This window comes from Stenotrophomonas indicatrix (assembly GCA_041545745.1).
Classification (GTDB): Bacteria; Pseudomonadota; Gammaproteobacteria; order Xanthomonadales; family Xanthomonadaceae; genus Stenotrophomonas; species Stenotrophomonas indicatrix_A.
Genome location: CP168152.1, coordinates 1,453,154 through 1,476,166 on the forward strand (window position 1 = coordinate 1,453,154; position 23,013 = coordinate 1,476,166).

Annotated in this window: 28 protein-coding genes; 10 read left to right on the plus strand and 18 right to left on the minus strand. The window is 64.4% G+C overall.

What is annotated here, in order from left to right; translation table 11 throughout:
- Positions 1-64: 64 nt before the first annotated feature.
- The 7 genes from ACEF39_RS06635 to ACEF39_RS06665 form a co-directional block, all read right to left on the minus strand.
- On the minus strand, positions 65-541 hold the full coding sequence (locus ACEF39_RS06635) for a CopG family transcriptional regulator (protein WP_313458031.1): 477 nt from the start codon (positions 539-541) through the stop codon (positions 65-67).
- A complete protein-coding gene (locus ACEF39_RS06640) occupies positions 538-2,535 on the minus strand; it encodes a conjugal transfer protein TraG (protein ID WP_500287395.1) in 1,998 nt (665 codons plus the stop codon). The genes ACEF39_RS06635 and ACEF39_RS06640 overlap by 4 nt, the downstream gene beginning before the upstream one ends.
- Before the next feature lie 233 nt (positions 2,536-2,768).
- Positions 2,769-3,026, minus strand: coding sequence for an EexN family lipoprotein (locus ACEF39_RS06645; RefSeq protein ID WP_500287987.1), 258 nt, complete (start codon positions 3,024-3,026; stop codon positions 2,769-2,771).
- Positions 3,027-3,983 carry an IS30 family transposase gene (locus tag ACEF39_RS06650; protein WP_500287396.1) on the minus strand — a complete coding sequence of 319 codons (957 nt, stop codon included), beginning with the start codon at positions 3,981-3,983 and terminating at the stop codon, positions 3,027-3,029.
- A gap of 103 nt (positions 3,984-4,086) precedes the next feature.
- Positions 4,087-5,031 (minus strand): LysR family transcriptional regulator, encoded by a 945-nt coding sequence (locus tag ACEF39_RS06655; protein WP_273929409.1) that lies wholly within the window; start codon positions 5,029-5,031, stop codon positions 4,087-4,089.
- Positions 5,032-5,121: 90 nt separating this feature from the next.
- A complete protein-coding gene (locus ACEF39_RS06660; protein WP_425928667.1) occupies positions 5,122-6,000 on the minus strand; it encodes an alpha/beta fold hydrolase in 879 nt (292 codons plus the stop codon).
- The gene (locus ACEF39_RS06665) at positions 5,997-6,422 is read right to left on the minus strand and encodes a helix-turn-helix domain-containing protein (protein WP_032720670.1); all 426 of its coding nucleotides are present in this window, start codon (positions 6,420-6,422) and stop codon (positions 5,997-5,999) included. The genes ACEF39_RS06660 and ACEF39_RS06665 overlap by 4 nt, the downstream gene beginning before the upstream one ends.
- A 74-nt stretch (positions 6,423-6,496) precedes the next feature.
- Here ACEF39_RS06665 and ACEF39_RS06670 point away from each other — a divergent pair, with 74 nt between their 5' ends.
- The 3 genes from ACEF39_RS06670 to ACEF39_RS06680 all read left to right on the plus strand — a co-directional run bounded on the left by ACEF39_RS06670 (position 6,497) and on the right by ACEF39_RS06680 (position 8,941).
- The gene (locus ACEF39_RS06670; RefSeq protein ID WP_050548614.1) at positions 6,497-6,880 is read left to right on the plus strand and encodes a GatB/YqeY domain-containing protein; all 384 of its coding nucleotides are present in this window, start codon (positions 6,497-6,499) and stop codon (positions 6,878-6,880) included.
- 314 nt (positions 6,881-7,194) lie between these two features.
- Positions 7,195-8,001, plus strand: a complete 807-nt coding sequence (gene blaOXA / locus ACEF39_RS06675; protein ID WP_500287397.1) for a class D beta-lactamase — start codon at positions 7,195-7,197, stop codon at positions 7,999-8,001.
- Complete coding sequence (locus ACEF39_RS06680; RefSeq protein ID WP_500287398.1) at positions 7,955-8,941, plus strand: polysaccharide deacetylase family protein; 987 nt, start codon at positions 7,955-7,957, stop codon at positions 8,939-8,941. Before blaOXA ends, ACEF39_RS06680 begins: the two co-directional genes overlap by 47 nt.
- A 46-nt stretch (positions 8,942-8,987) precedes the next feature.
- Here the strand turns inward: ACEF39_RS06680 and ACEF39_RS06685 are convergent, their stop codons facing one another.
- Entirely contained in the window at positions 8,988-9,233 is a 246-nt protein-coding gene (locus tag ACEF39_RS06685) for a hypothetical protein (RefSeq protein ID WP_032720668.1), read from the minus strand.
- Positions 9,234-9,333: 100 nt separating this feature from the next.
- Here ACEF39_RS06685 and ACEF39_RS06690 point away from each other — a divergent pair, with 100 nt between their 5' ends.
- Complete coding sequence (locus ACEF39_RS06690) at positions 9,334-9,840, plus strand: 2-dehydropantoate 2-reductase N-terminal domain-containing protein (protein ID WP_425928673.1); 507 nt, start codon at positions 9,334-9,336, stop codon at positions 9,838-9,840.
- Positions 9,841-9,963: 123 nt separating this feature from the next.
- Here the strand turns inward: ACEF39_RS06690 and ACEF39_RS06695 are convergent, their stop codons facing one another.
- The 9 genes from ACEF39_RS06695 to ACEF39_RS06735 form a co-directional block, all read right to left on the minus strand.
- Positions 9,964-11,955, minus strand: a complete 1,992-nt coding sequence (locus ACEF39_RS06695) for a DUF3363 domain-containing protein (protein ID WP_500287399.1) — start codon at positions 11,953-11,955, stop codon at positions 9,964-9,966.
- Between the two features lie 448 nt (positions 11,956-12,403).
- Positions 12,404-12,991 (minus strand): S26 family signal peptidase, encoded by a 588-nt coding sequence (locus tag ACEF39_RS06700; RefSeq protein ID WP_313459240.1) that lies wholly within the window; start codon positions 12,989-12,991, stop codon positions 12,404-12,406.
- Entirely contained in the window at positions 12,988-13,545 is a 558-nt protein-coding gene (locus ACEF39_RS06705) for a DUF2840 domain-containing protein (RefSeq protein ID WP_313459237.1), read from the minus strand. Before ACEF39_RS06705 ends, ACEF39_RS06700 begins: the two co-directional genes overlap by 4 nt.
- The gene (locus ACEF39_RS06710; RefSeq protein WP_313459258.1) at positions 13,542-13,811 is read right to left on the minus strand and encodes a chromosome partitioning protein ParB; all 270 of its coding nucleotides are present in this window, start codon (positions 13,809-13,811) and stop codon (positions 13,542-13,544) included. Before ACEF39_RS06710 ends, ACEF39_RS06705 begins: the two co-directional genes overlap by 4 nt.
- Positions 13,808-14,446, minus strand: a complete 639-nt coding sequence (gene parA / locus ACEF39_RS06715) for a ParA family partition ATPase (protein ID WP_313459255.1) — start codon at positions 14,444-14,446, stop codon at positions 13,808-13,810. The genes ACEF39_RS06710 and parA overlap by 4 nt, the downstream gene beginning before the upstream one ends.
- Positions 14,447-14,711: 265 nt before the next feature.
- Positions 14,712-15,569 carry a replication initiator protein A gene (locus ACEF39_RS06720; protein WP_500287400.1) on the minus strand — a complete coding sequence of 286 codons (858 nt, stop codon included), beginning with the start codon at positions 15,567-15,569 and terminating at the stop codon, positions 14,712-14,714.
- A gap of 14 nt (positions 15,570-15,583) precedes the next feature.
- Positions 15,584-15,865, minus strand: a complete 282-nt coding sequence (locus tag ACEF39_RS06725; RefSeq protein ID WP_043291169.1) for a helix-turn-helix transcriptional regulator — start codon at positions 15,863-15,865, stop codon at positions 15,584-15,586.
- A 110-nt stretch (positions 15,866-15,975) separates the two neighbouring features.
- Positions 15,976-16,746: a DUF2285 domain-containing protein gene (locus tag ACEF39_RS06730; RefSeq protein ID WP_313459232.1), complete on the minus strand. Its 771-nt coding sequence runs from the start codon at positions 16,744-16,746 to the stop codon at positions 15,976-15,978.
- A 346-nt stretch (positions 16,747-17,092) separates the two neighbouring features.
- The gene (locus ACEF39_RS06735; RefSeq protein ID WP_500287401.1) at positions 17,093-17,548 is read right to left on the minus strand and encodes a DUF2958 domain-containing protein; all 456 of its coding nucleotides are present in this window, start codon (positions 17,546-17,548) and stop codon (positions 17,093-17,095) included.
- Positions 17,549-17,758: 210 nt separating this feature from the next.
- Here ACEF39_RS06735 and ACEF39_RS06740 point away from each other — a divergent pair, with 210 nt between their 5' ends.
- The gene (locus tag ACEF39_RS06740; protein WP_500287402.1) at positions 17,759-18,043 is read left to right on the plus strand and encodes a helix-turn-helix domain-containing protein; all 285 of its coding nucleotides are present in this window, start codon (positions 17,759-17,761) and stop codon (positions 18,041-18,043) included.
- 1 nt (position 18,044) lies between these two features.
- Positions 18,045-18,479: a VOC family protein gene (locus tag ACEF39_RS06745; RefSeq protein WP_313459226.1), complete on the plus strand. Its 435-nt coding sequence runs from the start codon at positions 18,045-18,047 to the stop codon at positions 18,477-18,479.
- Positions 18,480-18,552: 73 nt separating this feature from the next.
- Here the strand turns inward: ACEF39_RS06745 and ACEF39_RS06750 are convergent, their stop codons facing one another.
- Positions 18,553-18,867 carry a DUF736 domain-containing protein gene (locus ACEF39_RS06750; RefSeq protein WP_313459223.1) on the minus strand — a complete coding sequence of 105 codons (315 nt, stop codon included), beginning with the start codon at positions 18,865-18,867 and terminating at the stop codon, positions 18,553-18,555.
- Positions 18,868-19,673: 806 nt separating this feature from the next.
- Here ACEF39_RS06750 and ACEF39_RS06755 point away from each other — a divergent pair.
- The 4 genes from ACEF39_RS06755 (at position 19,674) to ACEF39_RS06770 (ending at position 22,984) form a co-directional block, all read left to right on the plus strand.
- Positions 19,674-20,453: an HAD-IIB family hydrolase gene (locus ACEF39_RS06755; protein WP_313459220.1), complete on the plus strand. Its 780-nt coding sequence runs from the start codon at positions 19,674-19,676 to the stop codon at positions 20,451-20,453.
- 152 nt (positions 20,454-20,605) lie between these two features.
- Complete coding sequence (locus ACEF39_RS06760; RefSeq protein WP_500287403.1) at positions 20,606-20,800, plus strand: hypothetical protein; 195 nt, start codon at positions 20,606-20,608, stop codon at positions 20,798-20,800.
- 362 nt (positions 20,801-21,162) lie between these two features.
- Positions 21,163-21,720: a TetR/AcrR family transcriptional regulator gene (locus ACEF39_RS06765; RefSeq protein ID WP_313459215.1), complete on the plus strand. Its 558-nt coding sequence runs from the start codon at positions 21,163-21,165 to the stop codon at positions 21,718-21,720.
- Positions 21,721-21,772: 52 nt separating this feature from the next.
- Positions 21,773-22,984, plus strand: a complete 1,212-nt coding sequence (locus ACEF39_RS06770; protein ID WP_313459214.1) for an MFS transporter — start codon at positions 21,773-21,775, stop codon at positions 22,982-22,984.
- Positions 22,985-23,013: the final 29 nt, after the last annotated feature.

Consider the following 23,013-nt stretch of genomic DNA (forward strand, 5'->3'; position numbering starts at 1 on the left):
ATGCGGCGATCCTGTGACGTGCTGACCGACGAGCGTGGTTCGGGCGGGATCTGCAGAACGGCGCTCATGAGGCACGCTCCGCAGCACGTTCATGGGCTTCGGCCAGCGCCGCCGCGCCATCCATCCGTGCGGTGTCCGGGTGCAGTTCTTCCACCACATCGCGCACGAGACTGCGGCCGCGCAGCAGGTGTCTGCCGAGCTGTTCGATGAACTGCTCGAAACGCGCCTTTCCCTGCGCGCGGGCCGCGTCCTGATGGGCCTCGGGCACCGACGTGCTGACGGTCAGGAAGTAGCGGATGAACAGCGCCAGCGTCTCGATCTGGATGTTCTGGTCGCGCTCCAAGCGTTCGGCCTGCCGCGACAGGCGATCCAGCCGCTTGGCAATGGCGGCCTCGCGCTGGTCGCCCGCGTCCGGCGACAGCCAGGACGCCAGCGCCGCCGCGACGATGCTGGATTTCGAGACGCCTTTCTTGGCGGCCAGTTCTTCCAGCCGCTTGGCGTGCTCGTGTTGGATAAAAAGATTGAGGCGGTATTGGCTCATAGGTCGATTCCGTCGTTGGGGTCGAGGGAGGCCAGCCGCGCCGTGCGCTGCATGGCCGGGTCAAGCTGGCCTGAGAACGGCAGCGGTAGGTCGTCGTCGTCATCGAGCAGCGCCAGGTCGCTGGACGCGTCCAGCTCGGGGGCGTAGGCGACGGATTCGGAGAGTTCGGGCTGGCGGCGCGGGCCGCCGTCACCGGTGCCGCCCAGGTCATCGGCGGATGCCGTGGCTGATGCCGCGGGCACGGCTGGAATCGCCAGACCGCTCCAGTCGTCGGCGCGGGCCGGTGGCACGTCGGCGTACTGCCCGGCCGCCAGCGCAGGCGGTGGCAGCACGCGCTGCTTGAAATTGGCGTCGGCGTAGTAGCGCAGCTTCTTCGCCTTGATCGGCGCGACGCTGGACACCATCACCACCGACTCGTCGGGCGGAAGCTGCATCACCTCGCCAGGGGTGAGCAGCGGACGCGCGGTTTCCTGCCGCGACACCATCAGGTGCCCGAGCCACGGGGCCAATCTGTGTCCGGCGTAGTTGCGCTGCGCACGTAGTTCGGTGGCGGTGCCGAGCGTTTCGGAAATGCGTTTCGCTGTGCGTTCGTCGTTCGTCGCAAACGTCACGCGAACGTGGCAGTTATCGAGGATGGAATGGTTCTGCCCATACGCCTTGTCGATCTGGTTCAGGCTCTGAGCGATGAGAAAGCTGCGGACGCCGTAGCCGGCCATGAAGGCCAACGCCGTCTCGAAGAAGTCCAGACGCCCCAGCGCCGGGAACTCATCGAGCATCAGCAGCAGCTTGTGGCGGCGCTCGATGCCGTCGCTACCATCGAGCGATTCGGTGAGGCGTCGGCCGACCTGGTTGAGGATCAGGCGGATCAGCGGCTTGGTGCGCGAAATGTCCGAAGGAGGCACCACCAGATACAGCGATACCGGATGCTCGGCGGAAATCAGATCAGCGATGCGCCAGTCGCAGCGCGACGTGACTTCGGCCACGGTGGGGTCGCGGTACAGGCCGAGGAACGACATGGCCGTGGACAGAACCCCCGACCGCTCGTTGTCCGATTTGTTGAGCACTTCGCGCGCAGCGGATGCGACGACAGGGTGCGGTACATCGCCCAGGTGCTTCGTCGTCATCATCCGGTGCAAGGTCAGCTCGAACGGGCTGGCCGGGTCGCTGAGGAAGTTCGCCACGCCGCGCAGCGCCTTGTCCTCGCCCGCGTAGAGCACATGCAGAATGGCGCCGACCAGCAGCGCGTGCGAAGTCTTCTCCCAATGGTTGCGCTTCTCCAGTGCGCCTTCGGGATCGACCAGGATGTCGGCGATGTTCTGCACGTCGCGCACTTCATGCGCGCCGCGCCGAACCTCCAGCAGCGGGTTGTAGGCTGCTGACTTCGCATCGGTGGGGTTGAACAGCAGGCAATGCGAGAAGCGCGAACGCCAGCCGGCCGTGATTTGCCAGTTCTCGCCCTTTATGTCGTGGATGACGGCGGACGCGGGCCAGCTCAATAAAGTGGGCACAACCAGGCCAACACCTTTGCCTGAGCGCGTGGGCGCGAAGGTCAGGACGTGTTCCGGGCCTTCATGGCGCAGGTACTCGTTGCGATACTTGCCGAGGAAGACGCCGGCCGGCTGCGCCAGCCCGGCCTTGCGAATGTCGTCCGCTTCGGCCCAGCGCGCCGATCCGTAAGTGGTGACGAGGCGCGCTTGCCGCGAGCGCCACACCGACATGGCGATGGCGACCACCACGGCCAGCAGGCCGCTGCCGCCAGCGATGACGCCGCCAATGTCGAAGACATGCGGCGCGTAGGCATCGAAGAAGAACCACCACTCGAACAGCCGCCACGGGTGATAGACCGGGTTGCCGAAGAAATCGAACCAGGGCGAGCCAAGGCGTACTTGATAGCCCAGAGCGGCGGCTGTCCATTGCGTTGCACTCCATATGCCGGCGATCACGATGCCGAAGATGGCGGTGATCTGCCCAAAAAGCACGCCCTGAGCTTGCATTGACTGGCCTCCGATGTTCCTGCGCTTTTCCTCGTTCAGAAGCGGCACAAGAACGTGCCGCATAGCGCGAGGATCAGTGCCGGGTCAGTGCCGGTCAAAGACCGTTATCGGAAGCAAGCTGATGAAAAAAGCAATGGTTCAGGTTGGGTGGAACCCAATAGAAATGCCGCAGGCGCGGGCGCACTGCGGCGTGTTTGCAGAGAACGGCTGATTATTTAGCGAAGGACAGGCGATCAGAACTTCGGCGACGTCTCCGATGGCGTGTACGGTGTCTTCCCATCGCCGTAGAACCGCTTGCGCGTGGCCTCGGACACTCGGTTGCACAGCACGTCGCCCAGTGTTTGGCGATCGGTCTTGCACTGTTGGCGCAGTTCCTTCAACAGTGCCGGATCGGCGGCCAGTTCTTTCACCGTAGGCACGTTGGCTGGCTTGGGTGCCTCCGATGGGTCGCAGGCCGTGAGCGCCGCAACCAGTAGCAAAGGGGGGTGAATTCAACTCCGGTTCGCAACAGCGTGATTGAAACCCTCGGCGAAGATGTCGAGGGGCGTTTTGTATCGGTGCCGCTTGCGCGGCCGTGTGTTGAGGCGCTGCTCGATGTGGCGTAGCTGCGCGGGGGTGATCGTAGCGAAATCCAGGCTGCGTGGCAGGTACTGGCGGACCAGGCCGTTGGCGTTCTCGTTGCTGCCACACTGCCATGGCGAGTATGGATCGGCAAAGTAGACCTCGGCCTGCAGGGCCGCTGCCAGCAACCGGTGTTCGGCGAACTCCTTGCCGTTGTCGGCCGTCAGCGTGTACACCATGTGGCGGAAGCGGCCCAGGCGCTGGACGATGGCGCGCATCACGTTGCCAGCCGTGCAGTCCGGCGAGCACGCCAGCAACTGCAGGCCGGAGCCGCGCTCGGTCATCGTCACCACCACCGCGGTGCCGCTGGCGGCATGCATGGTATCGATCTCCCAGTCGCCGGTACGGGCACGGCTCTCCACAACGTCGGGGCGCTCGCGCCAGCTGCGCCGGCCCGTCAGCTGGCCGCGACCGTCACGCAGCCGGCGTTTGCGACGTCGCCGTCGAGGGCGGCGCAGGCCTTGGTACAGCGTGCCGCCACGGCGCTGATCGGCGTAGATGTGGCCGTAGATCCATTCGTGGCTGGCAAGGCCGGTGCTTCCGGCGATCTGCTCGGGGCTCCAGTCTTGGCGCAGGCATTGCTCGATCAACGCGATGGCCTGCGGCATGACCCGTGGCCGGCGGCTTGCGTGCGTGCGCCGGCGCTGGCTCAACCGCTGCGCACGCTGCGGTTCGTAGTGCCCGCCACTAGCATTGCGCCTGAGCTCGCGGCTGATGGTGCTGGGCGCACGCACAAGCGTCTGGGCAATCTCGCGCAGGCTGTTGCCGGCCTCGCGCAGGCTGTGGATGCGATATCGTTCGTGCTGGTCCAGGCGGCCGATGGCCATGAGCAACTCCACTTGGCGGTGAAGTGGCTCAGGTCTGGTCGCCTGGGCCACTTCACAACCTCAGGTGTTGCGATTGGGAGTTGAACTCACCGGGTCATTCGCTTCATGGCTCGATGTCCTCCTGGAGATCAGGTTCAAGTGGCGGCGTGGGCCGTGCGCCTTTGGGCAAGTCGATGGCATGCACTCGCTCGATGAATCGGGACAGCACTTCCGAAGACTCGCCCTCGCGACGCAATACATAGGTCGTCAGTACGGGGGAGCGGCCCGCCAAAGGACGCGCGACCACGTCCGGCGCACGGCTGGCCGCGATGTGGGGTGCGCCGGTCAGCCCCAGCGCAAAGCCTGCCGAAACCAGCGCCATCATCAGATCGCAGGAGGCCACGCGCTCGGCAATCAGCGGCTCCACGTCCGACCGGCGCAGCACCCGCTCGACCTGGCGCGCGTGCCCTTCGCACGCCAGTGGGTCGCACAGCACCAGCGGGTACCGCATCATTTCCTCCAGGGGAATGCGCTTGTGCTTGAGCAAGGGATGGCGCGCTGGCACGGCAACCATCAATGGATCGCTCCATACCGCTTCGGCCGCGATGCCTTCGCCTACCTCATCGGACTGGGCGAAACCCACGTCGTACAGGTCGTCGTGCAGCCCCTTGATCTGCTGCGACAGCGGCACCTCGAACAAACGGATATCAGTCTCGGGTTCTTCCTGCCGACACATGGCCAGCAAAGCCGGCAGGCGCGACGGCGTGATGCCGTCGGATAGCGCGATGCGCAACTGGCCGTGGAAGCCATTACTCGCCGCCTTCACGCTGTCGCGTGCTTGTTGTAAAGCAGTAAACACGCGCGGCACATGCTCAAGGAACAGCTTGCCCGACCGCGTCAGCCGCGTGCTGCGGCTGGTGCGGATGAACAACTGCTCGCCCAGCTCTTCCTCCAATTCCTTGATGGTGCGCGACAGCGGTGATTGCTCGATATGCAGTTTCTCGGCGGCGCGTGCGAAATGAAGTTCCTCGGCCACTGCTATGAAGCATCTTAGATGTCGCAATTCCATCGGTGGACACCTTTGTCAACATGAATATGTCTCGCTTGCTTCCGACAACTATTGCCTCTGTGGAGAAACTCACTTGGGCAGACATCAATCTCATGACTTCAGCGTGGTTCGTTCCAGAAAATCCATGACGTGCGGCGCCTGGTCCGGGAGAAAGTGATAGCCCGCTTCGATGAACCGGATTTCCGCGTGAGGAACGGTCCGCTGCAACCTGTCCCTTGTGTCTCGCGAGTCCAGTAGGACGTCCCGCTCACCTATGATCGTCAGGATCGGCATGCCGAGTTCACGGAGTTGGGCATCTGTTAGTTGTGGAATGCGGATCACCCGCGGCTTGGCGGCCAGTCCTACGCTTTTCATAAGTTCTGCGAGCGGTTGCATTTCCTGGGGCAAGACCTTGGGAGCTGGACCGAACACCAGTTTCCATATTCGCCGCTTGCCCCAGGAACCGAGCAGGAGGAGCGGCAGTATCTTCAGCAGGAGATTCTTCTGTCGGCCGATTCCGGACGGACACATCAGCGCCAACGCGCCAACGCTTGCCGGCCTTCTGCTGGCATAGTCAAGAGCCAGCCATCCGCCGAGTGACGTGCCGACGATGGCAACGCGCGTTTGCCCCGATACCAAACCCAGCCGTTCGAGAACCTCGTCGAGCCACAACGCATGGGCGTCGCTGGCAAGGTCGGGCCGAACTCTTGCACTGAGGCCAGCCTCGCCGATCACGTCGATCGCGAACAGTCTGAACTTCGTTGACCACAATGCCACATCGGGTAGCCATGCAGCCGAGTTGGCCATTGAGCCGTGGAGCAGTACGACGGGAGGCGCACTTTCCGGCCCGCAGATCACGACGAACGTCGAACCCTGACGAGTGGATATGTGCAGTTCGGTCTTCGGAACCGGCCATCGCTCCAGGACTCGTCTGTATTGGCCCTCAACAGCCGCAGCCGCCTCGGCGCTTCGATAAACCACGTCATTCATAAGCTGTTACTCATATGAAACTGCAACATCTCTAAGAGCTTGGCCGCGCTGGATGGATCACCGATCACTACGACCTTCATGCTCTTGGCGAGCGGATCGAACGCCGTTTGGAGATGCAGTGGCGCTGCGCCGGCAGGACGGGACAAGGCAGCGGACTGGAGGAAGGTTGCCAGTCGCTCGGCCTCATTCCCCGGGATATGGGGGATGTCAACGATGCAGGTAGTCCGCACGATTGCCGTCGCAGCTTCGGACTCGACGCTCGGGACGCCGGCAAAGGCATCCAGCTCGGAGCGAACGATGCGGTAGGACTTTCCAACGCGCGTCGCCGGGAGCCGTCTGTCGCGGATGTAGCGCAGCACAGTCTTGGGGTGCAGATTCAGGTGCTCGGCCGCTTGCTCGACGGTGACAAGGCTGGCATTCATTCCTAAAACATCCCTATTAAGTACGAAGTGAGGTATAATGTGTAATTATAGAGAGTGTCTAGCGAGCGCACAACATGAACAACAGGCTTGAGAACATCGGCATGCAGATAGATGCCGGAAAGGACGTGAAGGATCGACTGCGCGCCGATCTGCGGGTTGCCATGAGGGGCAGGCACGCCTTCGAGGCAAAGGTCATCCGGGTGCTCGTCGCGGCAATCGACAATGCCGAGGCGCCGCCCGTCCAAGCCGAGCAGACTGCGTTTATCCAGCATCGTTTCCATACCGGATCGGCAGAAGTGGAGCGACTTCTACTGAGCGAGTCTGATGTGCGTCAAGTGCTGTTGATAGAGATTGATGAGCGCGAGCGCGCGGCGATGGAACTGGAGCGTCTAAACATGACGGAGCGCGCCAAAGCCCTGCGCGCAGAGGTGCTATTCGCCAGGCGCTATCTGGAGTGATGGGAATCGGGACACTTGCGCCGCTATTCATGCCAATGCTCTGCGCTGCCTGCGCCAAGCCGCTATTGCTGCTCTTGGCCAGGCGGCGCGCTCAAGATTTCTTGAAAGCCTCGTTGAACCAGTCTCGCCACTTGGGTTCGCTCGATGCAGCGCGCTGCTTGGCGTCGTCGCCATAGAGATAGAACGCCATGCTGACGTTGGTGGCGTTGCCGACTTCTTAAACAGCGCGGCGCTGATTTCTTTGTTCTTGTTTCGACCCCCACAGCGTCAAACTCCTATCAGTACTCCTCTCCCTTCCTTCGGAAACAAACAACATGTGCAATCGCGTCCTCCAGGTCGCTGCGGTATCAGTGGTCTTCCTTTTTTCAGCGCCTTTCGCGACCGCGCATGAGCTGTGCACGCTGATCGCCGATGCCGATTCCGGCAGGGTGCTTCTGCAGCGCGGCTCCGCCTGCTCCGGGCGCGTGACGCCTGCCTCGACTTTCAAGCTGGCCATCAGCCTCATGGGCTACGACGCAGGCGTGCTGAAGGATGCTGCACAGCCTGCCTTGACGTATCAAACGGGATATCCGGATTGGGGTGGTGATGCCTGGCGGCGCGACATCACGCCAACCACATGGATCAGGGACTCCGTCTTCTGGTACTCACAGCAGGTCGTGAAGCGCGTGGGGCAGGAGCGCTTCGCGCAGTATGTGAAGGCCTTTCAATACGGCAATGCCGATGTCTCTGCCGTGCCGGTCGATGATCCTGGACAGAACGGCGCCTGGGTGATGAGTTCACTGCGCATCTCCCCTAAGGAACAGCTTGCGTTCATGCGCAAGATCGTGCGCCGCCAGTTGCCGGTGAGTGCGCATGCCTTCGACATGACCGCCCTCATCGCGAACTACGGTGCACCGGTCGACGGCTGGGCCGTGCATGGCAAGACGGGCACCGGCTCGCCGGGCCGCGACAACCGCTATGACGCAAGCCGCGCTTATGGCTGGTACGTGGGCTGGGCGACCAAGGGCGCGCGAAGGCTGGCATTTGCGCGCCTGATCCAGGACGAGCAGGCTATCAAGCCCAATGCGGGCCTGCGTGCGCGCGACGAGCTGCTTCGGCTTCTGCCAGCCATCGACCATTGAGACGGGCATCGCGATGACTGCATTGCGCCGCGCGCTTGCCGCGCTTCTCATCTTTCTCGGATCGTGCTGCGTCCAGGCCCAGACCGTGGCGCTGACATTCGACGACGGGCTCGATCCCCTGAAGGAGCCCGCGGCCCCGTCGTGGAACCGGCAGATCCTGGAGACGCTCCGCGATGCAGGCGTGACGTCCATGGTGTTTCCCACACTTGTGCGCACCGGCCGGGCGCAGGGACTGGATCTCATCCGGGACTGGGCGCGCGCGGGCCACGCGGTCGGCAACCATACGTCCCGGCACCGCAGCCTGGGATCGCCCCAAGTGCCGCTCGCGGATTTCATCGGCGATGTCGAGGAGGCCGACGCGGTGCTGAGCCGACTCCCTGGCTGGACGAAGATGCTGCGCTTTCCGTATCTCAAGGAAGGCAACACGCTCGCGAAGCGGGACGGCATGCGACTCTGGATGCAGGCCGCAGGCTACCGGGCAGCACCGGTTTCGATCGACGCGAGCGACTGGTACTACAACCAGGTCTATGCAGCCTGGCTGAACGAAGGAAACGCCGACAAGGCCGATCGTGTGAAGGCAGCGTACATCGAGCATCTGCTGGACCGTGCCGCCTACTACGATGGTCTGGCCCGGCGGGTCCTCGGCCGCAGCCCTGCCCATGTGATGCTGCTGCACACGAGCAGGATCAACGCCGCCGCGCTTGGGGAGTTGATCGCGGCTTTCCGGGAGCGAGGGTGGGCTTTCATAGCCGCCAAAGCCGCCTTCGAGGATCCGATCTACACCGTGCAGATCGATACCTTGCCGGCGGGCGAAAGCGTCGTCTGGGCCAGCGCCAAGGCTGCGCAGGTTCCAGGGCTGCGCTATCCGGCCGAGGACTCGGTCTATGAGGAGCCCAAGCTGCGCGCGCTGGAACTGGTACCGGCGCGCATGCTGCCGTAGTGCACCGGCAAAGCGTGTGACGATGACATGGTTTTGTTAGCTGCTCTTAGCCGCAGCATGATGTAGCGTTGCCTGTCATCCTGCTCGACGCGCTCGACAGTGGCTCCGGCGTTTGCTGAGCCGTTCTTTCTTCGCCGGCGTTTGCGCCAGCGAGACTGAGCCCTTCGGCCAGCCGCTTCCAGACATTCAGTTGGGGGGCCTCGCGCTCCAGGCGTTCGGCTTGGCGCGAGAGGCGATCCAGGCGCTTGGCGTGCTCATGCTGGATGAACAGATTGAGGCGGTACTGACTCATAGTTCGATCCCGTCGTGCTGGTCGAGGGACGCCAGCCGGGCCGTGCGCTGTAGGGCCGGATCGGACGAGTCAGAAGCAGATCACTCGCACGGCTGATCTTGTGTTTCTGGCAGTCAAAGCCACGCAGATTGAGGCGGCAGCAGACTGGCTGGCCACGCTGGTCGGGCCGCAAACCGTTGTGCGTGTTTTGCAGAATGGGATCGAACAGGCGGAAATAGTTCGATCACACTTGCCACGCGGGGACATCGTTCCCGCTGTCGTATGGTTTCCGGCACAGGCACTTCAAGGGACGCGGTGCGCCGTGGACTTGGCCGAAAACTTCAGCGCCCTGGCTTGGCGCAAGCTATTGCAGAACGCGGTAGCAGGCCTAATGGCGCTCACGCACCGCCGTTCGGGCATATTCAGCCGATCTGATATCGCTGGCCTGACCCTTGCCTATGCGCGAGAATGCCTGGCCGTGGCCCGGGCTGAAGGCGCCGAACTCGGCGACGAAGTGCCGCAGGAGATTCTCGAAAAATTCCAGGCGGCACCGGCGGACATGAGCACCTCCATCCTCACGGATCGGGAAGCAGGACGGCCACTCGAATGGGATATCCGCACGGCATGATCGTGCGTCGCCGCCGGGTTCATTGCGTTCCGACGCCGATCAGCGACATCCTGGTGCCGCTGCTCGCGGCTGCGAGCGACGGTCCAGGCTAAGGTGCATTTGCTCGCTTGAATACACACCGTTTCAACCAACGGTTGGCCCACGCCGCCTCCCAATCTCCCAGGACACGCCACCGCTACGCATGGTCGCGGCGATCTGCTGCCCCAGCCGCTGTTCGATCACTGGCAGCCACGGCACCAGCGAGAAGCCCATGCCGTCGTCCAGCATCGCGTAGCGCCCACTGGCGAGCGTGACGGAACGCCGGTAGATGCCGGCCACGCGCTGACCGTCGGCGACGGGTCGATGCTCCAGGCCGGTGTCGGCGGTAATGTCCTTGGCGGCCTGCGCCAACTCCCGGTTACGTAGCGTGCCCAGCAGGTTCCGGGCGAGGATCACACGCTGTCCCCGCCGCTCGGCCAGCCCCTGCTCGGCGAGGAAGTCGGCACGCTGTTGCAAGGTGTTCTTGACCTCGCCACCAAAGCCCAAATCACCGAGCCCCTTGCCGCCACCGATCAACTGCTGATCCAGCCAGGTCGCGCCGATCACACGGGCTTGTCGCTCGATGGGCAGGTGTGATTTCAACTCCACCACCACGCCGCCCAGCCGTTGCGCGTCGTACTGGCGACCACGTTCGACCAGGTCGTCCGGCACCTTCCATAGCCCATCGGCCACGCGCTCCACGACGCCGGCCCGGCGCAGGGCTTCCAGCCGGCGGACGTGGGCCGCGACAACCTCCTGTGGGTCGCGTCCGGCCTTGGCCCGGCCCTGTTCGATGGCCAGGTGGTGATTGGCGCGGTACAGGCCATCGCTCGCCAGCGCGGCGATGTTCCTGTCGGCCGCGCGCACGTCGGCCGATCCCTTCACCTCCACCACGGCGCCGACCGGATAGTTCGCCAGCTCGTCGCGGGCGTTCAGCGCGACGTAGTGGGCCTTGCCATCCACGCCGTCGATGACCAGATAGCCCCGGTCGCGCAGCTCGTCGGCCAGCCCCTTTGCGGCCACGCGGCCCAGAATGGTTCGGCCGTCGTCGCCCGGCTCGAACACCGCCAACTCGCGCGGCTCGCCGCGCATGGCCCGTTGCATGGTACGAATGATGTCGCCACGCTCGCCCAGGACGCGCAGGGTCTTTTCCGCGTCGGCGTGGACGGCCCAGGTGCCGGGCTGCATTTCGTCGGCCAGGCCCAGGCGCTGCAAGCGTTGCAGCCGGCCAACCAGCAACAGGCGCTGGCGTTGCAGTCGCGGTTCGTTGAAGCGTTCGATCTGCACTCGGCCGGCCTCGCCGGCCTCGCGTTGCAGGGTGCGATCCAGGCTCGTCCACCGCTCTTGCTCCACCTCGCGCTGCAAGGTCTGCTGGATCTCCAGCTCGGTGCGTGGCCCCAGCCATTCGGTCGCCAGTTCGGCGGCGCGATGGCGGAAGCCGTGCGCGATGTAGTCGCCCGCGATGATGAGGTCTTTGCCGGTGTCATCGCGCCCGCGCCCGCGCACGACGATGTGCGTGTGCGGGTTGTCGGTGTTCCAGTGGTTGACGGCCACCCAATCAAGGCCCGTGCCCAGGTCAGCCTCCATGCGGCCCATGAGGTGCCGCGTGTAGGTGCGCAGGTCTTCCAGCTCCGCGCCGTCCTCGGGCGAGAGGATGAAGCGGAAATGGTGCCGGTCATCGGCGCAGCGTTCCTTGAAGGCGTCGAGGTCGGCGGCATCGGTCTGCGGCCCGTAGGCTTGGCCCGGTTCGCCATCGCGGCCCACGCCGTCGCGCTCGATGTAGCGCAGGTGCTTGGCGAGCGACTGCGGGCTGGCCTGGCGCTGGTTGACCAGCAGCGTCTTGATGGTCACGCGCCGCGACATGGGAGTGAGCTTCGCCCCCGCGAAGCGCGCCGCCGTGTGGCCGCGCCCGAGGCGCGAGCCGGGCCTCTGGCCGGTGCCACGCGCCGACACCGGACGGCGCACCGAGGACTTGCCGCCGCTGGCCTTGCCGGCCTGCTTGAGCACCTTGGAAACGAAACTCTGATCATGGCCCTTGCCCCGGTTCTTCGGGGCGCTGGGGCGGATGCGGAAATCGTCGTCGCGGCGGTCGGTCATGGCTGTGCTCCCTGCAAGCTCCGGCGTGTCTGGTCGTGCGAAGCACGCGGACATGCCTGCATTGGCGCGGGCCTCGCGCCACAAGCGGCACGGCGGCGAAGCCGCTCCGTGCTGCGCCAACCCCACGTGCAGACAGGCTTTCGACGCGGCCCGGTGCCGCGTCCTTTTGTCTTGCCTTCCGCCTTTGCCCCTCGCTCTCGCTCCGGGCGTCGGCGGCCCGGCGGCGCTGTGCTGCTTGCAGCCAGCGCGCCGGTGAATCCGCCAATGGCCGCAGGCCGGGCGTGTTCAAGGCAAGACGCCTGCACGTTGGACGGCTGCGCCGGATGTTGCGCGAAGTGCGGCGCAGATGCGCTCGCACTGCACGCGCGACGACACGGCAGCAGCAGCCGGAACGACACGCCCGATGGCACGATGGGATGCGCGGCAACGTGAAGCGAATCGGCGGCCATCATGGGTGTGTCTCCAGCCAAACCGGATGCGCGACGCCGATCACGGCGGATGCGCTAACCGGGCCGAAGTAGCGGCTGTCGAATGACGCCGGATTCGTCACGCTCAACAGGAACAGTTCGCCAGGGGCAAGGCGGCGGCATTGCGGCCAGGATGGCAGCGGCCGGCCCAGCCGGTCGGCATGCAGCACGGCGGCCGAAGGCACGCCGTCGATGCGTATCTGACCAGCGACGATGCAAACGTGTTGCGGTGCGACGGCGCCCACACGTTTGAGCAGCGGAACGCGCGTCGGCAGGTAGCCGCGCTGCGCAGCCAGTGCGGCGGCCTCGGCTGGCAGCGGCACCAGCACGATACTGTCCACGGACAACGGACGTGGCAGCGAGGCGGTGCGCGGGTCGAACGGTTCGATGCGATACCAGCCGACCGCCACGCTGTCGGATGGGTTGTATGTCAGGCGCGGCAGCGGCGACACGAAAGCCGCCCAGGCCAGCGCAGCGAGGCCGCAGGCGGTCAGACCCGCCAGCACGAAGCGAGCGCGCCAGCGCGAGCGAGGACGCGGCGCGGAGCCGGTCGTAGAAATGCTGGTCATGGGAGGGTCCTTCCGGCCAGCCAAGCGGCGTGCCGTTCGATGCTGTATTCGGGCAGCGGCAGGCGCGCCGCGAGCCGGTTGCCCAGCGTGCGCCAGTACGCGGGCGAGACGGCGGAGGGCGCGGTCCCCAGCGCCTCGATGGCGTCGATGCGCTCCAGCACGGCGCGCACGCTGGCGTCACCCTCGGCGTGCAGCAGCAAGCGCGCACCGGGCCGCACGCCGGGGATGCACTGCAAGGCATCCAGCGGCGTGCCAGCCTGCATCACCATCAACTGCCAGCGGATCGTGCCGTAGTCGTTGGCCTGCCAGCGGATGCGGCAGAACATCGCGCCCGGCAGGAACACCGCGCAGCGCCGCCAGCGGTCGAGCTGGAGCGTGCGCGCCGGTTCGCCGAAGCGCAGGTAGAGCTTGAAGCGCGGTTCGATGTAGGCCAGCGATACGCGGGTCAGCGGCACGTTGCCGGCCTCGCCGGCGAGTACCACAAGCGACGGCGCAGCCGGAGGCGATGCGGCAGCCGTGGCCGCGTTCTCGGCGGGTGCAGCGGATACGTTCATGGGATGTTCTCCGTGCGGTTTTCGGGAAACTCCCGCTCCAGCAAAGCGCGCAGCAGTTCGGCCACGGTCACGCCCCGCGTGAAGGCCGAAACCTTGATGCGCGCCCGCATGGCGGGCGTAATGTCGAGGGTCAGGCGCGCGGTGTAGAGGTCGCCCTTGTTGAGCGCATCGGCGTCGCCTTGGCGAATCCACGCTTCGGCGTGCGGATTCGCGGGCGGGCGCGCACCGATACCGACGCGCTTGCTGCGTGGTGGCTTCGCTGTCATGTCGGCCACCGCAGCAGTTCGTCCACCAGCGCAGTGATTTCGCGCGCGGCGGCGCTGTCGGGCGCCGTCTCGCGTGCGAGTCGGCCAGCGGCCACGCTGTCGGCGAAGACGATGCGCTGGCGCACTTCGGCGCGCAGCGCCGGCAGCGGCTGTTCGGCCAGCGACTGCCGCGCCTCCCGACCAATCACCGTGGTGCTGACGCGCCGGTTGATGACGAAGGCCGCGTGCAGCGCAGGCCGGAACACCTGGGCCTCACGGATCAGCGCCACCATCTCGGCACTGGCCCACAAGTCGTAGGGGCTGGGCTGCACCGGGATCAGCACGCGCTCGGCCGCCAGCAGCGCGGAGCGCGCCAAGGCGGCGATGCGCGGCGGCCCGTCGATGATGACGTGATCTGCGCGGCGGGCGAGTTCTGGCGCTTCCTGATGCAGCGTTTCGCGGGCCAGGCCCACGGCGCTGAACAGCCGTGGCAAGCCTTGCTGGCTTCTGCGCTGCGTCCAGTCCAGCGATGAACCTTGCGGGTCGGCATCCAGCAGGATGACCGACTGTCCGCGCATCGCCAGTTCGCCGGCAATGTGCGTGGCGAGCGTGGTCTTGCCGACGCCGCCTTTCTGGTTGAGCAAGGCGACGATCATTGCGTGGCCCTCCATGCTGGAAAGCCAGGCTTTGCCTGCCATGCGAAACGCTGTTCGCCGTACCGTTCGGCAGTTGTCCACCGAAACGGCGCGCTTCTACTAAAAGTTAGAGATTTATAGTTAGGTAAGTTAGAGGGAACGCAAACCCGCGCCGTTATTGGCTTTCCGGCGTTTTCGTACTCCTGATAGCACGATAGGCGTACTCCTGATAGCACGATACCCGGTACTCCTGATAGCACGAGGCCGTCCACAGGCTTTACCGTAGTTATCCCCGTGCCGTATGCAGCACGGGCCGGAAGGTCAGCAGTTCCAATCCTTCGTCCGGCATCGCCTCGATGCCCAGGACGTAGCCGGGCAGCGACTGCCGCGCCACTAAGGCGCGCAGGTCGTAGGCGAAGTCCGAGAAGCGTGCCGCGCTGCCCGACTTGCGGTGCAGGTGCCGGAAGTCGAACTGCCAGCCGTCCGGCTGCTTGCCGCCGTGCTTGCGCACGAGGCGGTACAGCCAGCGTTCGATGCCGCCTTTGAGGCGGAAGTACGCGGGGTCGATGGTCAGCACCAGGGCGGCGTCCACCACGCCCGCGTAGAACCAATCCGGCAGGATCAATTCGAGGCCCAGCGGCACGCCGCTGGCGTCGGCCAGTTCCTTCCACTCGTTGATCCACGAAAAGCGGTGCAGGCGCCGCCCGGTGGTTTCGCGGATGGAAGTCGCCACGCTGGTCGATTGCAGCCGGTCGAGCGCGGCTTTCAGGCGCTGGTAGTCGTTGAGCGACGTGCCGCGTCCGATGAAGCGCAGGATCTCGTAGGGCGTGGCGCGTATCCAGCGCGACGGGCGAATGCCCGCGTCGCGCGCTTCCACGATCTGCGAGGCGGCCCAAATCAACACGTCGGCATCCCAGATGGTGGCGATGCCATGCTCGGCCGTGCCCTCCACCCGGATGGTGATGCCGCCCGCGCGGAAGTCGATCGGGGCGGTGCGTCGCGACTTGGCGAGCGAGAAGAACGGAAAGGCCATCAAGTCCTGGCTGTCGCGCGGTGCCATGTCGCCCGGCAACGCGCGGAACAGGTCGAGCTGTTCGCGCTGTGGCAAGGCTTGCCCTGGCGGGCTGGACATGGCGATGGCCACCGGCGATGCGCCGATCAGCGCGCACGGCTGTCGGCCGAATGGTTCTCGGCGTATTCGGGATCGGACGTGGCCTCGTAGCTGCGGGCATCGGCCCAGGCATCGAGGTCGCTCACGGCGTACATGACGCGCCGCCCGAACTTGCGGAACTTCGGGCCACCACCGATCACGCGCTGCTTCTCCAGCGTGCGAGGGCTGAGGCGCAGATACTCGGCGGCCTCGTCGTTGGTGAGGTAGCGTTGGGGCTGCGCGGGCGCAGCGACAGCAGCGGCGGCAGGCCGCAAGGGAGCAGGTCGCATGGGATGGTCCTCCATCAAGCCCGGCCACACCACGCAGCCGGATAGAGGCACTTTCAAGAAAGCGAGGCTTCCTGCTAAGGGACGAATTGCAGGGTGCGTGAAACGTCCCCCTAATGCGATGCAACTGGCGGAAGCTGCGCCAGGCTGCGATAGCCGCCGCGCATCAGCGCCTCGCCGCGACGCACCAGCCGCCGCACGCGGGCACGCAAGGCGCTGTCCTTGTGCCAGTCGGCGGCGACGGCATTCTCACCGAACAATCCTTCGGCAACCTCGCGCAAGGATGCGCCCGCCAGGGTCGCGTCAAGCGCCTGCAAGGTGTTCAGTCCCAGCACCGCCGCGGGCGAGGGCCGGGAACGGACCGCTGCGGCAGGCGCAGCTACGCTCGCCACGGCCAAGGCATCCAGCCCGGCCGCGAGCGCGCGATAGCGTGCGCAGGGTGTATCGCAAGCGCGGGTGGCGTAGAGGTAGGCCATGCCGTCTTCCAGGCCCGGCGCCAGCACAAGCCGCATGCAGCAGCCGGGCCAGTGCGACACCAGCACCAGGCGCTTGCCATCGTGGATCAAGTGTTTGCGACCGGGGAGGCGCCAGAACTCGAAGGCATAGGCATCGGGCGGCGGATCGGCATCGGGATAAAGCTGCACCACGGCGTCGTGATCGGGAAACCAGGCCGGATGCGCGTCGCGTGCGTCCAGGGCCGGATCTTCCCACAGGCGCAGGCCCCAGCGCTGTGCTGCGTTCGGCCGGCGGCGACGGCGCAGCCAGTCGTAGCGGTAGTCGGGGTGGCGGCGCAGGTATTCCCACGCCAGCGCCGGGCCGTCGAGGTGCAGCGTGTAGAGATACGCGGCTGTCGGATACCAGTGTTCAGCGCTCGGGCCAGCCATGACGCAACCTCCTGTCAGTCAGCAGGAACGTCGCCACGGTTTTCGATGTGTGGGAGCTATCGGTTCAACATCAAAACGTCATCGTTATCGGGTTAGGTTGCGTCTTCTGGTGTCAAGACCGATTGGCTCCGGTGCATCGCGAAAATCGTCTGAATGCGACGGCTGCACCGCCAGGAAATGGTGCGCAGCACTGGACACCGTGCCGCAGCCCGCGTCAAAGATCGTGACTGTTTCCAGCAGAGTCGCACCGCTTCGGTGCAAGAATGCGGATTGAGACCTGCACGGTCTTGAGTAAGACGGAAATAGTCACAATGCACCCCGGCTGGATGGGTTGCGCAGGGCTCGGTCAGTCCGAGATCGAGCCGCTTTCCTGTGCCAGTCGGACATACTCCGACAGCGGGCGCACCGCCTGGAAATACCGATCTCGCCGCACCGGCATCTTGCGCGGGCCGACGATGCCGGCCAGGTCGGACAGCTTGACCGTTCCCAGTGCAGGCATCCCGATGCCAAGGTCGATCAGGCCGTAGGCCGAATCGCCATCCGCAGGATCGAGCGCCACCAGCAGCCAGATCACATGCGCGTCCGGCGTGAAGATCCGCACCACGGGCAACGGGTCGATGGACTGGCCGGCAGCGCGTGCCGCGCCGTGGGCCAGCAGCCGGGCGCGTTCGTCGGCGGTGACAAGCGGCAGGGTCATATTCGGAATTCCCACAAAACCGAGGACGCGCGGATGCGCTTTTGTGCCGAAGCGCAGAACCGCCGAACCGTGTCCGCGCATCCGTGCGCAAGCACGGAAACGCAATCCATCGCATCCGTAGAAGAACGGAAGTGCACAAGCGGAATTGTGGAAAGCCGGAAAGACACGGATGCGGTTCCCTGAATTTGGAGCCATCCGCAGATGCGGATTTCCGTAAAGGCACGAAAGCGTAGAACAGCACTAAATGCGCACTATAGTTTGTAGCTCTATAGTGCGCAATCGGATGTCATCTTGGTTTTGTAAGGAAAACCATAGGTGGCAGCGAAACACTCATTGGCGACGGCAATACGGACGGTCAGGAAAGCGCGCGGCTTAAGCCAGGAAGCGTTCTCCGATGTCTCCAGCCGTACCTACCTGAGTTTGCTGGAGCGCGACCTCAAAAGCCCGACCATGCACAAGCTGACCAAGCTGTGCGAGGTCATGGACGTGCATCCGCTCACGTTGCTGACGCTGGCTTATGCCGGCGAGGACAAACGCAAAGTCCAACAGCTTCTGGTACAAGTCCAGAAGGAACTGGATGCAATCGTTTTTGGTGAATGACATGACCGAACCTCGCAACTTCGACCACCTCTGGCGCGACCGCAACGACACCTCGCAACAGCGCGTACCGCGCGTGCTGATCCGAGTGTTCGTCGGGCCGGGGGAGCTTGAGCGCAGCGTGCGTTTCTATGAAGAACTCCAAGGCGTGGCAGCCGATGGTGGCTTTCCGTTCCCCGAAGCGGGTTTGCGTCTGGCGATGGTCGGTGCGTTCCTGCTGATTGAGGGAACGCCCAAAACATTGGCACCTTTCACGTCGACCACGGGCACGCTCTTGGTCGATGACGTACAGCCTTACTACGACAAGCTGATGGCTGCCGGCGCAAAGATCATATTTCCTTTGCAAGTCGTTCCCACAGGCGCGGCATTCAACGCGGTTCACCCGGATGGCGCGGTTGTCGAGTACGTCCATCATCGGCCCGACCCAAAGGGCCGGTAATCAGCGACGAACGCTGGAGCCGGGTTGCACAAGGATGCGCCCCGCCGCAAGGGGCGGGGCGCGGTGGCGGCCGTCAGGCCGCCTTGGGCTTGCTGCGCGACCAGATCAGGTCGTGCGTGCCGTCCTCGCCTTCGATCAGGCGGGCATAGACCGTTGCCGGGAACGAAGGATCGTCGAGGGACACGGACACATAGGGGCGTCCGGCTTCACTGACTTTCCGCCACCCCGCGCCGATGTCGTGTCCAGCCGCCTGAAGGCGGAAGTCGGGGGCGTTCTCGGTGTCGCCCTTGTCGTTGGGAACCAGCTTGACCTTGACGTTGAGCGTCAGGGTACGGAGCGTGCCGGTGAAGCCGTCTTTGTCTGCGCTGAAGGTGCCGATGTTAGCCATGATGTTTCTCCTTTCGGTTGAACAAGGTCGCGCCAGTGCGTCCTTGTTGTGAACCGGCCGGCGAGGGATGGGCTGGCCGCACCGCGCAGCGGTCGCAACACCGTGGAGAACCTGGAAGCGAAGAGAATTTGCTGCGCGAGGAAGCCGCGCAGCGACGGGGAAATTGTTTTCGCTGGAAGGTTGCGGCCATGAAGCCCAAGGCGCAGCCGCGCCACCGCCAGGATTCACGACAAGCCAAGGACGCACGGGCCGCCCACTCCCGAATGGAGACGTGGCCGACTCGGCATCCCCGCATGACGGCTGCACCGACATGCGCCCTGATGCGACCAAGTCTGCCCGCCACGATTGGCGGGAGCGTCCCAGTCGTATCCTGCGGCGGCTGGCTTGAGGTGTGGTGTGGATGCGCCATAGCGAGGCCGCGCGGTGTCCGTGAACCGTCCTTCGTGACGTGGTTGCATTGGACCGCCAGCGTCGAGGACGGCACGCTTTCGCACAAACCTGCCGCAGCAAGCCCAGGTGTAGCCTCACAAGTACCGCTCATTGCGGCGGTGTGCTGATTTGTCCCGCAAGCGAAGTGCGCAGCGGCGCAGGCGCGAAGGCATAAGGGATTGAAGCCGAATGGACAGGACGCCATTGGCGGCATGAGGCGCAGCCCGAAAGCCCGGCGGCGCTATGCGCAGACATGCACAACAGATTTTTCAAGGTGACCAAAACGCCATTGGACAAGTTATGAAATGAACTAAGTTTCGATGTTCTATACCATGCAATGAAAAACAACTATCAAGAACCAATGGAAGAACCGATTCATGCGCCCCTTATCGACCGCTGCGTCCGATGAATTCAAAACTGTGCGTTTCATCCTGACCGACATGGATGAAACCCTGACCTATCAGGGCCGGTTGGCCGCCGCTACCTACCGAGCGTTGGAGCGGTTGCAAGACAAGGGAATCAAGGTCATCCCCGTAACGGCTGCGCCAGCGGGTTGGTGCGACCAGATGGCCCGCATGTGGCCTGTTGACGGGGTTATCGGCGAAAACGGCGGCTTGTTTTTCCAGCGTGCGCCTGGCGGGCATGGCGTCACGCGCCGTTTCTGGCACAGTGAGGACGGTAGGCTAACCGTAGCTGCTCGCCTGGACAGCATCGCGCGGACACTGCGCGAAGAAATACCACAAGCCGCCTTGGCAGATGACCAACCCTTTCGGCTCACCAGCATCGCCTTCACGCAGCCAGAAAATTCTGCAATCACCCAGCGCCTCATCGCGCGGCTACGGGAGCTGGGTGCTGATGCCACGCTGAACAACCTATGGGTCTTGGGGTGGGTGGGGGGATACGACAAATTGAGCATGGCAAGGCGAGTTCTTGCCGAGACTTATGGACTCAATATCGACACCCATCCCGAAGCCGTGCTCTATACCGGAGACTCGACAAACGATGCTCCTATGTTTGGCTTCTTCAAACATTGTGTTGGCGTTAGCACCGTGCGGCGTTATCTGCACGAAATTCCCGTGCCTCCGCGTTGGGTGACGAACGGGCCAGGCGGCGCTGGTTTCGTCGAAGCTGCGGAAGCGGTGCTTTCAGCAATTTGAAGCCCTTTCCAATCCAGCTCGCCCCGACTTGGGTTTATGAATCGAGCATGGCGTTGTGCGTTTTTCGGGCGCGGCTACAGCCGCGCCCCGTGATGGAGTGAAAATCTGTCAGATCGGCGCCGGCCCCAATTGCCGTGTTGCAGCGCCAGAACATGCCGCCCGCGCAGGTCGCCAAGGCGATGGCGCTGTTTACCGCCGTCTTCGTGGTCGGCCAGGTGATCGGGCTGGTGCTGGCTGGCGAGGTCGCCGACCGGCATGGCCTGGGCACCTCACTGTGGTTCGGCGCGGGACTGCCGACGGTAGCGGTGGTCTTGCCGTGGGGCATGCGCAGGACAAGATCTACATAGTGTGTGCGCCGCCGCGAGGGGCGGCGCACCGCCGTGACCCATCCGACAATGCCGGTTCGGTAGCATTCGAGGGTGACGAGCTGCAAGCGTCGGGGACGGGCCTTGCTCTGGTCCCCTAGCAGCACCGCGGGCGCGAAGACGTGAGGGATTGACACCGGATGGCTATGACGCCATTGGCGGCAATGGGGTGCAGCCCGAAAGTCCGGCGGCACACGGTGCCGACACGCACCAATGACACGAAGCCGCTTCATGTTATATTGGGAAATAATCATTCCCTAATATTGGCGTACTGCGTCATGCCTAGACCTTATCCATCATCCAACACCACTGCCCGCACCCGTGGCCGACCACGCGAGTTCGACATGGATGAAGCTCTGGACAAGGCCGTTCGTGTGTTCTGTGAACGTGGATATCACGCGACCTCCATTACCGACCTAACCTCGGCGATGGGGTTGGCGGCAGGCAGCATCTACAAGGCGTTCAAGGACAAACGCGCGGTGTTCCTGGCTGCGTTCGACCACTACAAGGCAATGCGTGATGCGCAGTTGAGCGAGGCCATCCAGGGCGGCCGCGATGGCCGCGAGCGGTTGCGCAATGCCCTCGATTTCTTCGCTGCCTCGTCCTGCGGCGCACAAGGTCAGTTGGGATGCCTGGTGGTCAGTGGCGCAAGCGAACTGGGGACCTTCGATGAGGAGATCGCGCGGCGCGTCACCAGCTCGCTGGAGAGAAGCGAAACCATGCTGGGCGAACTCATACGGCAAGGGCAAGACGATGGTTCGATCCCCACGACGCTCGACAGCCAGGCGACGGCCCGGCTAATGCTCTGCGTGCTGCAAGGTATGCGCGTCATCGGCAAGGCAGGCCGGAGCAAGGAGGACATGCAGGCCGTGGCCGATACCGCGTTGAAGTTCCTGGATTGATATTTTTTTGCCAATTTAGGAAATAAATATTCCCTTTATTTGAGAGTTTTTTATGACAACACCTGCTTCTTCGACGACCGCCACGGCGGAACCATCGGCCATATCCCCCTGGCTGACTTCGCTTCTCGCCGTGGCCTGCGGCCTGATCGCCGCCAACATCTACTATGCGCAGCCGCTGGCGGGGCCGATCGGTTCGGCGCTTGGCCTGTCCGCCAAGGCGACGGGGTTGATCGTTACGCTGACACAAATCGGCTACGGTCTGGGTCTGCTGCTGATCGTGCCGCTGGGCGACTTGATCGAGAACCGGAAGCTGACGCTGACATTGCTGCTGATTGCCGCGCTGTCGCTGCTAGGCGCAGGGTTGTCCACACAGCCACTGCCATTCCTGCTGTCGGCGCTGGGCATCGGCATCGGAACTGTCGCAGTGCAAGTGCTGGTGCCCTATGCCGCACACATGGCTCCGGTCGCTGTTCGCGGTCGCGTGGTGGGCAACGTGATGAGCGGCTTGATGCTGGGCATCATGCTGGCCCGCCCGGTATCGAGCTTCATCACCCAGCTTGCCTCCTGGCATCTGGTGTTCTTCGCGTCCGCCGTGGGGATGGTATTGCTGGCCGGTGTGTTGAGCTGGAAGCTGCCGCAGCGTGCGCCCGCCGGAAATCTGCGCTATGGCGAACTGCTGGCGTCGATGGCCGGCTTGGCGCGCACGACGCCGGCACTGCGTCGCCGTGCGCTTTACCATGCCGCCTTGTTCGGCGCTTTCAGCCTGTTCTGGACGACCACGCCGCTGCTGCTGGCCGGGCCTACCTATGGCCTCTCGCAAGGCGGCATCGCCTTGTTCGCACTCGCCGGTGTTGCGGGCGCCATCGCCGCGCCTATCGCGGGCCGCGTGGCGGACCGGGGCTGGAGCCGTCCGGCCACGGCAGCGGCCATGCTGGCGGTGGCATCGGGCTTCCTGTTGACGCATCTCGGCGCGCCCGGCTCGTCATGGTCGCTTGGCTGGCTGGTGCTGGCGGCCATCGTGCTGGACTTCGGGGTGGCGGCCAACATGACCCTGGGGCAGCGTGCCATTTTCGCGCTGGGTGCGGAAGTGCGCGCCCGGCTCAACGGCCTGTACATGACCACGTTCTTCCTGGGCGGCGCGCTCGGCTCGGCGCTCGGCGCTTGGGCCTATGCGAGCGGCGGCTGGGCATGGGCATCTGCCTTCGGTATCGCGCTGCCCGTGGCGGCCTTGGTGTATTGGATGACGGAAGAACGCCCGGGATGATCCAGGCGAACCACAACGACAGTCGTCCG

Coding starts and splice junctions, on each gene's coding strand:
- ACEF39_RS06635 (WP_313458031.1), bottom strand. CDS start 541: ATGAGCCAATACCGCCTCAATCTTTTTATCCAACACGAGCACGCCAAG.
- ACEF39_RS06640 (WP_500287395.1), bottom strand. CDS start 2,535: ATGCAAGCTCAGGGCGTGCTTTTTGGGCAGATCACCGCCATCTTCGGC.
- ACEF39_RS06650 (WP_500287396.1), bottom strand. CDS start 3,983: ATGGCCATCGGCCGCCTGGACCAGCACGAACGATATCGCATCCACAGC.
- ACEF39_RS06655 (WP_273929409.1), bottom strand. CDS start 5,031: ATGGAATTGCGACATCTAAGATGCTTCATAGCAGTGGCCGAGGAACTT.
- ACEF39_RS06660 (WP_425928667.1), bottom strand. CDS start 6,000: ATGAATGACGTGGTTTATCGAAGCGCCGAGGCGGCTGCGGCTGTTGAG.
- ACEF39_RS06665 (WP_032720670.1), bottom strand. CDS start 6,422: ATGAATGCCAGCCTTGTCACCGTCGAGCAAGCGGCCGAGCACCTGAAT.
- ACEF39_RS06670 (WP_050548614.1), top strand. CDS start 6,497: ATGAACAACAGGCTTGAGAACATCGGCATGCAGATAGATGCCGGAAAG.
- blaOXA (WP_500287397.1), top strand. CDS start 7,195: ATGTGCAATCGCGTCCTCCAGGTCGCTGCGGTATCAGTGGTCTTCCTT.
- ACEF39_RS06685 (WP_032720668.1), bottom strand. CDS start 9,233: ATGAGTCAGTACCGCCTCAATCTGTTCATCCAGCATGAGCACGCCAAG.
- ACEF39_RS06695 (WP_500287399.1), bottom strand. CDS start 11,955: ATGACCGACCGCCGCGACGACGATTTCCGCATCCGCCCCAGCGCCCCG.
- ACEF39_RS06700 (WP_313459240.1), bottom strand. CDS start 12,991: ATGACCAGCATTTCTACGACCGGCTCCGCGCCGCGTCCTCGCTCGCGC.
- ACEF39_RS06705 (WP_313459237.1), bottom strand. CDS start 13,545: ATGAACGTATCCGCTGCACCCGCCGAGAACGCGGCCACGGCTGCCGCA.
- ACEF39_RS06710 (WP_313459258.1), bottom strand. CDS start 13,811: ATGACAGCGAAGCCACCACGCAGCAAGCGCGTCGGTATCGGTGCGCGC.
- parA (WP_313459255.1), bottom strand. CDS start 14,446: ATGATCGTCGCCTTGCTCAACCAGAAAGGCGGCGTCGGCAAGACCACG.
- ACEF39_RS06725 (WP_043291169.1), bottom strand. CDS start 15,865: ATGCGACCTGCTCCCTTGCGGCCTGCCGCCGCTGCTGTCGCTGCGCCC.
- ACEF39_RS06730 (WP_313459232.1), bottom strand. CDS start 16,746: ATGGCTGGCCCGAGCGCTGAACACTGGTATCCGACAGCCGCGTATCTC.
- ACEF39_RS06745 (WP_313459226.1), top strand. CDS start 18,045: ATGACCGAACCTCGCAACTTCGACCACCTCTGGCGCGACCGCAACGAC.
- ACEF39_RS06750 (WP_313459223.1), bottom strand. CDS start 18,867: ATGGCTAACATCGGCACCTTCAGCGCAGACAAAGACGGCTTCACCGGC.
- ACEF39_RS06755 (WP_313459220.1), top strand. CDS start 19,674: ATGCGCCCCTTATCGACCGCTGCGTCCGATGAATTCAAAACTGTGCGT.
- ACEF39_RS06760 (WP_500287403.1), top strand. CDS start 20,606: ATGCCGCCCGCGCAGGTCGCCAAGGCGATGGCGCTGTTTACCGCCGTC.
- ACEF39_RS06765 (WP_313459215.1), top strand. CDS start 21,163: ATGGATGAAGCTCTGGACAAGGCCGTTCGTGTGTTCTGTGAACGTGGA.
- ACEF39_RS06770 (WP_313459214.1), top strand. CDS start 21,773: ATGACAACACCTGCTTCTTCGACGACCGCCACGGCGGAACCATCGGCC.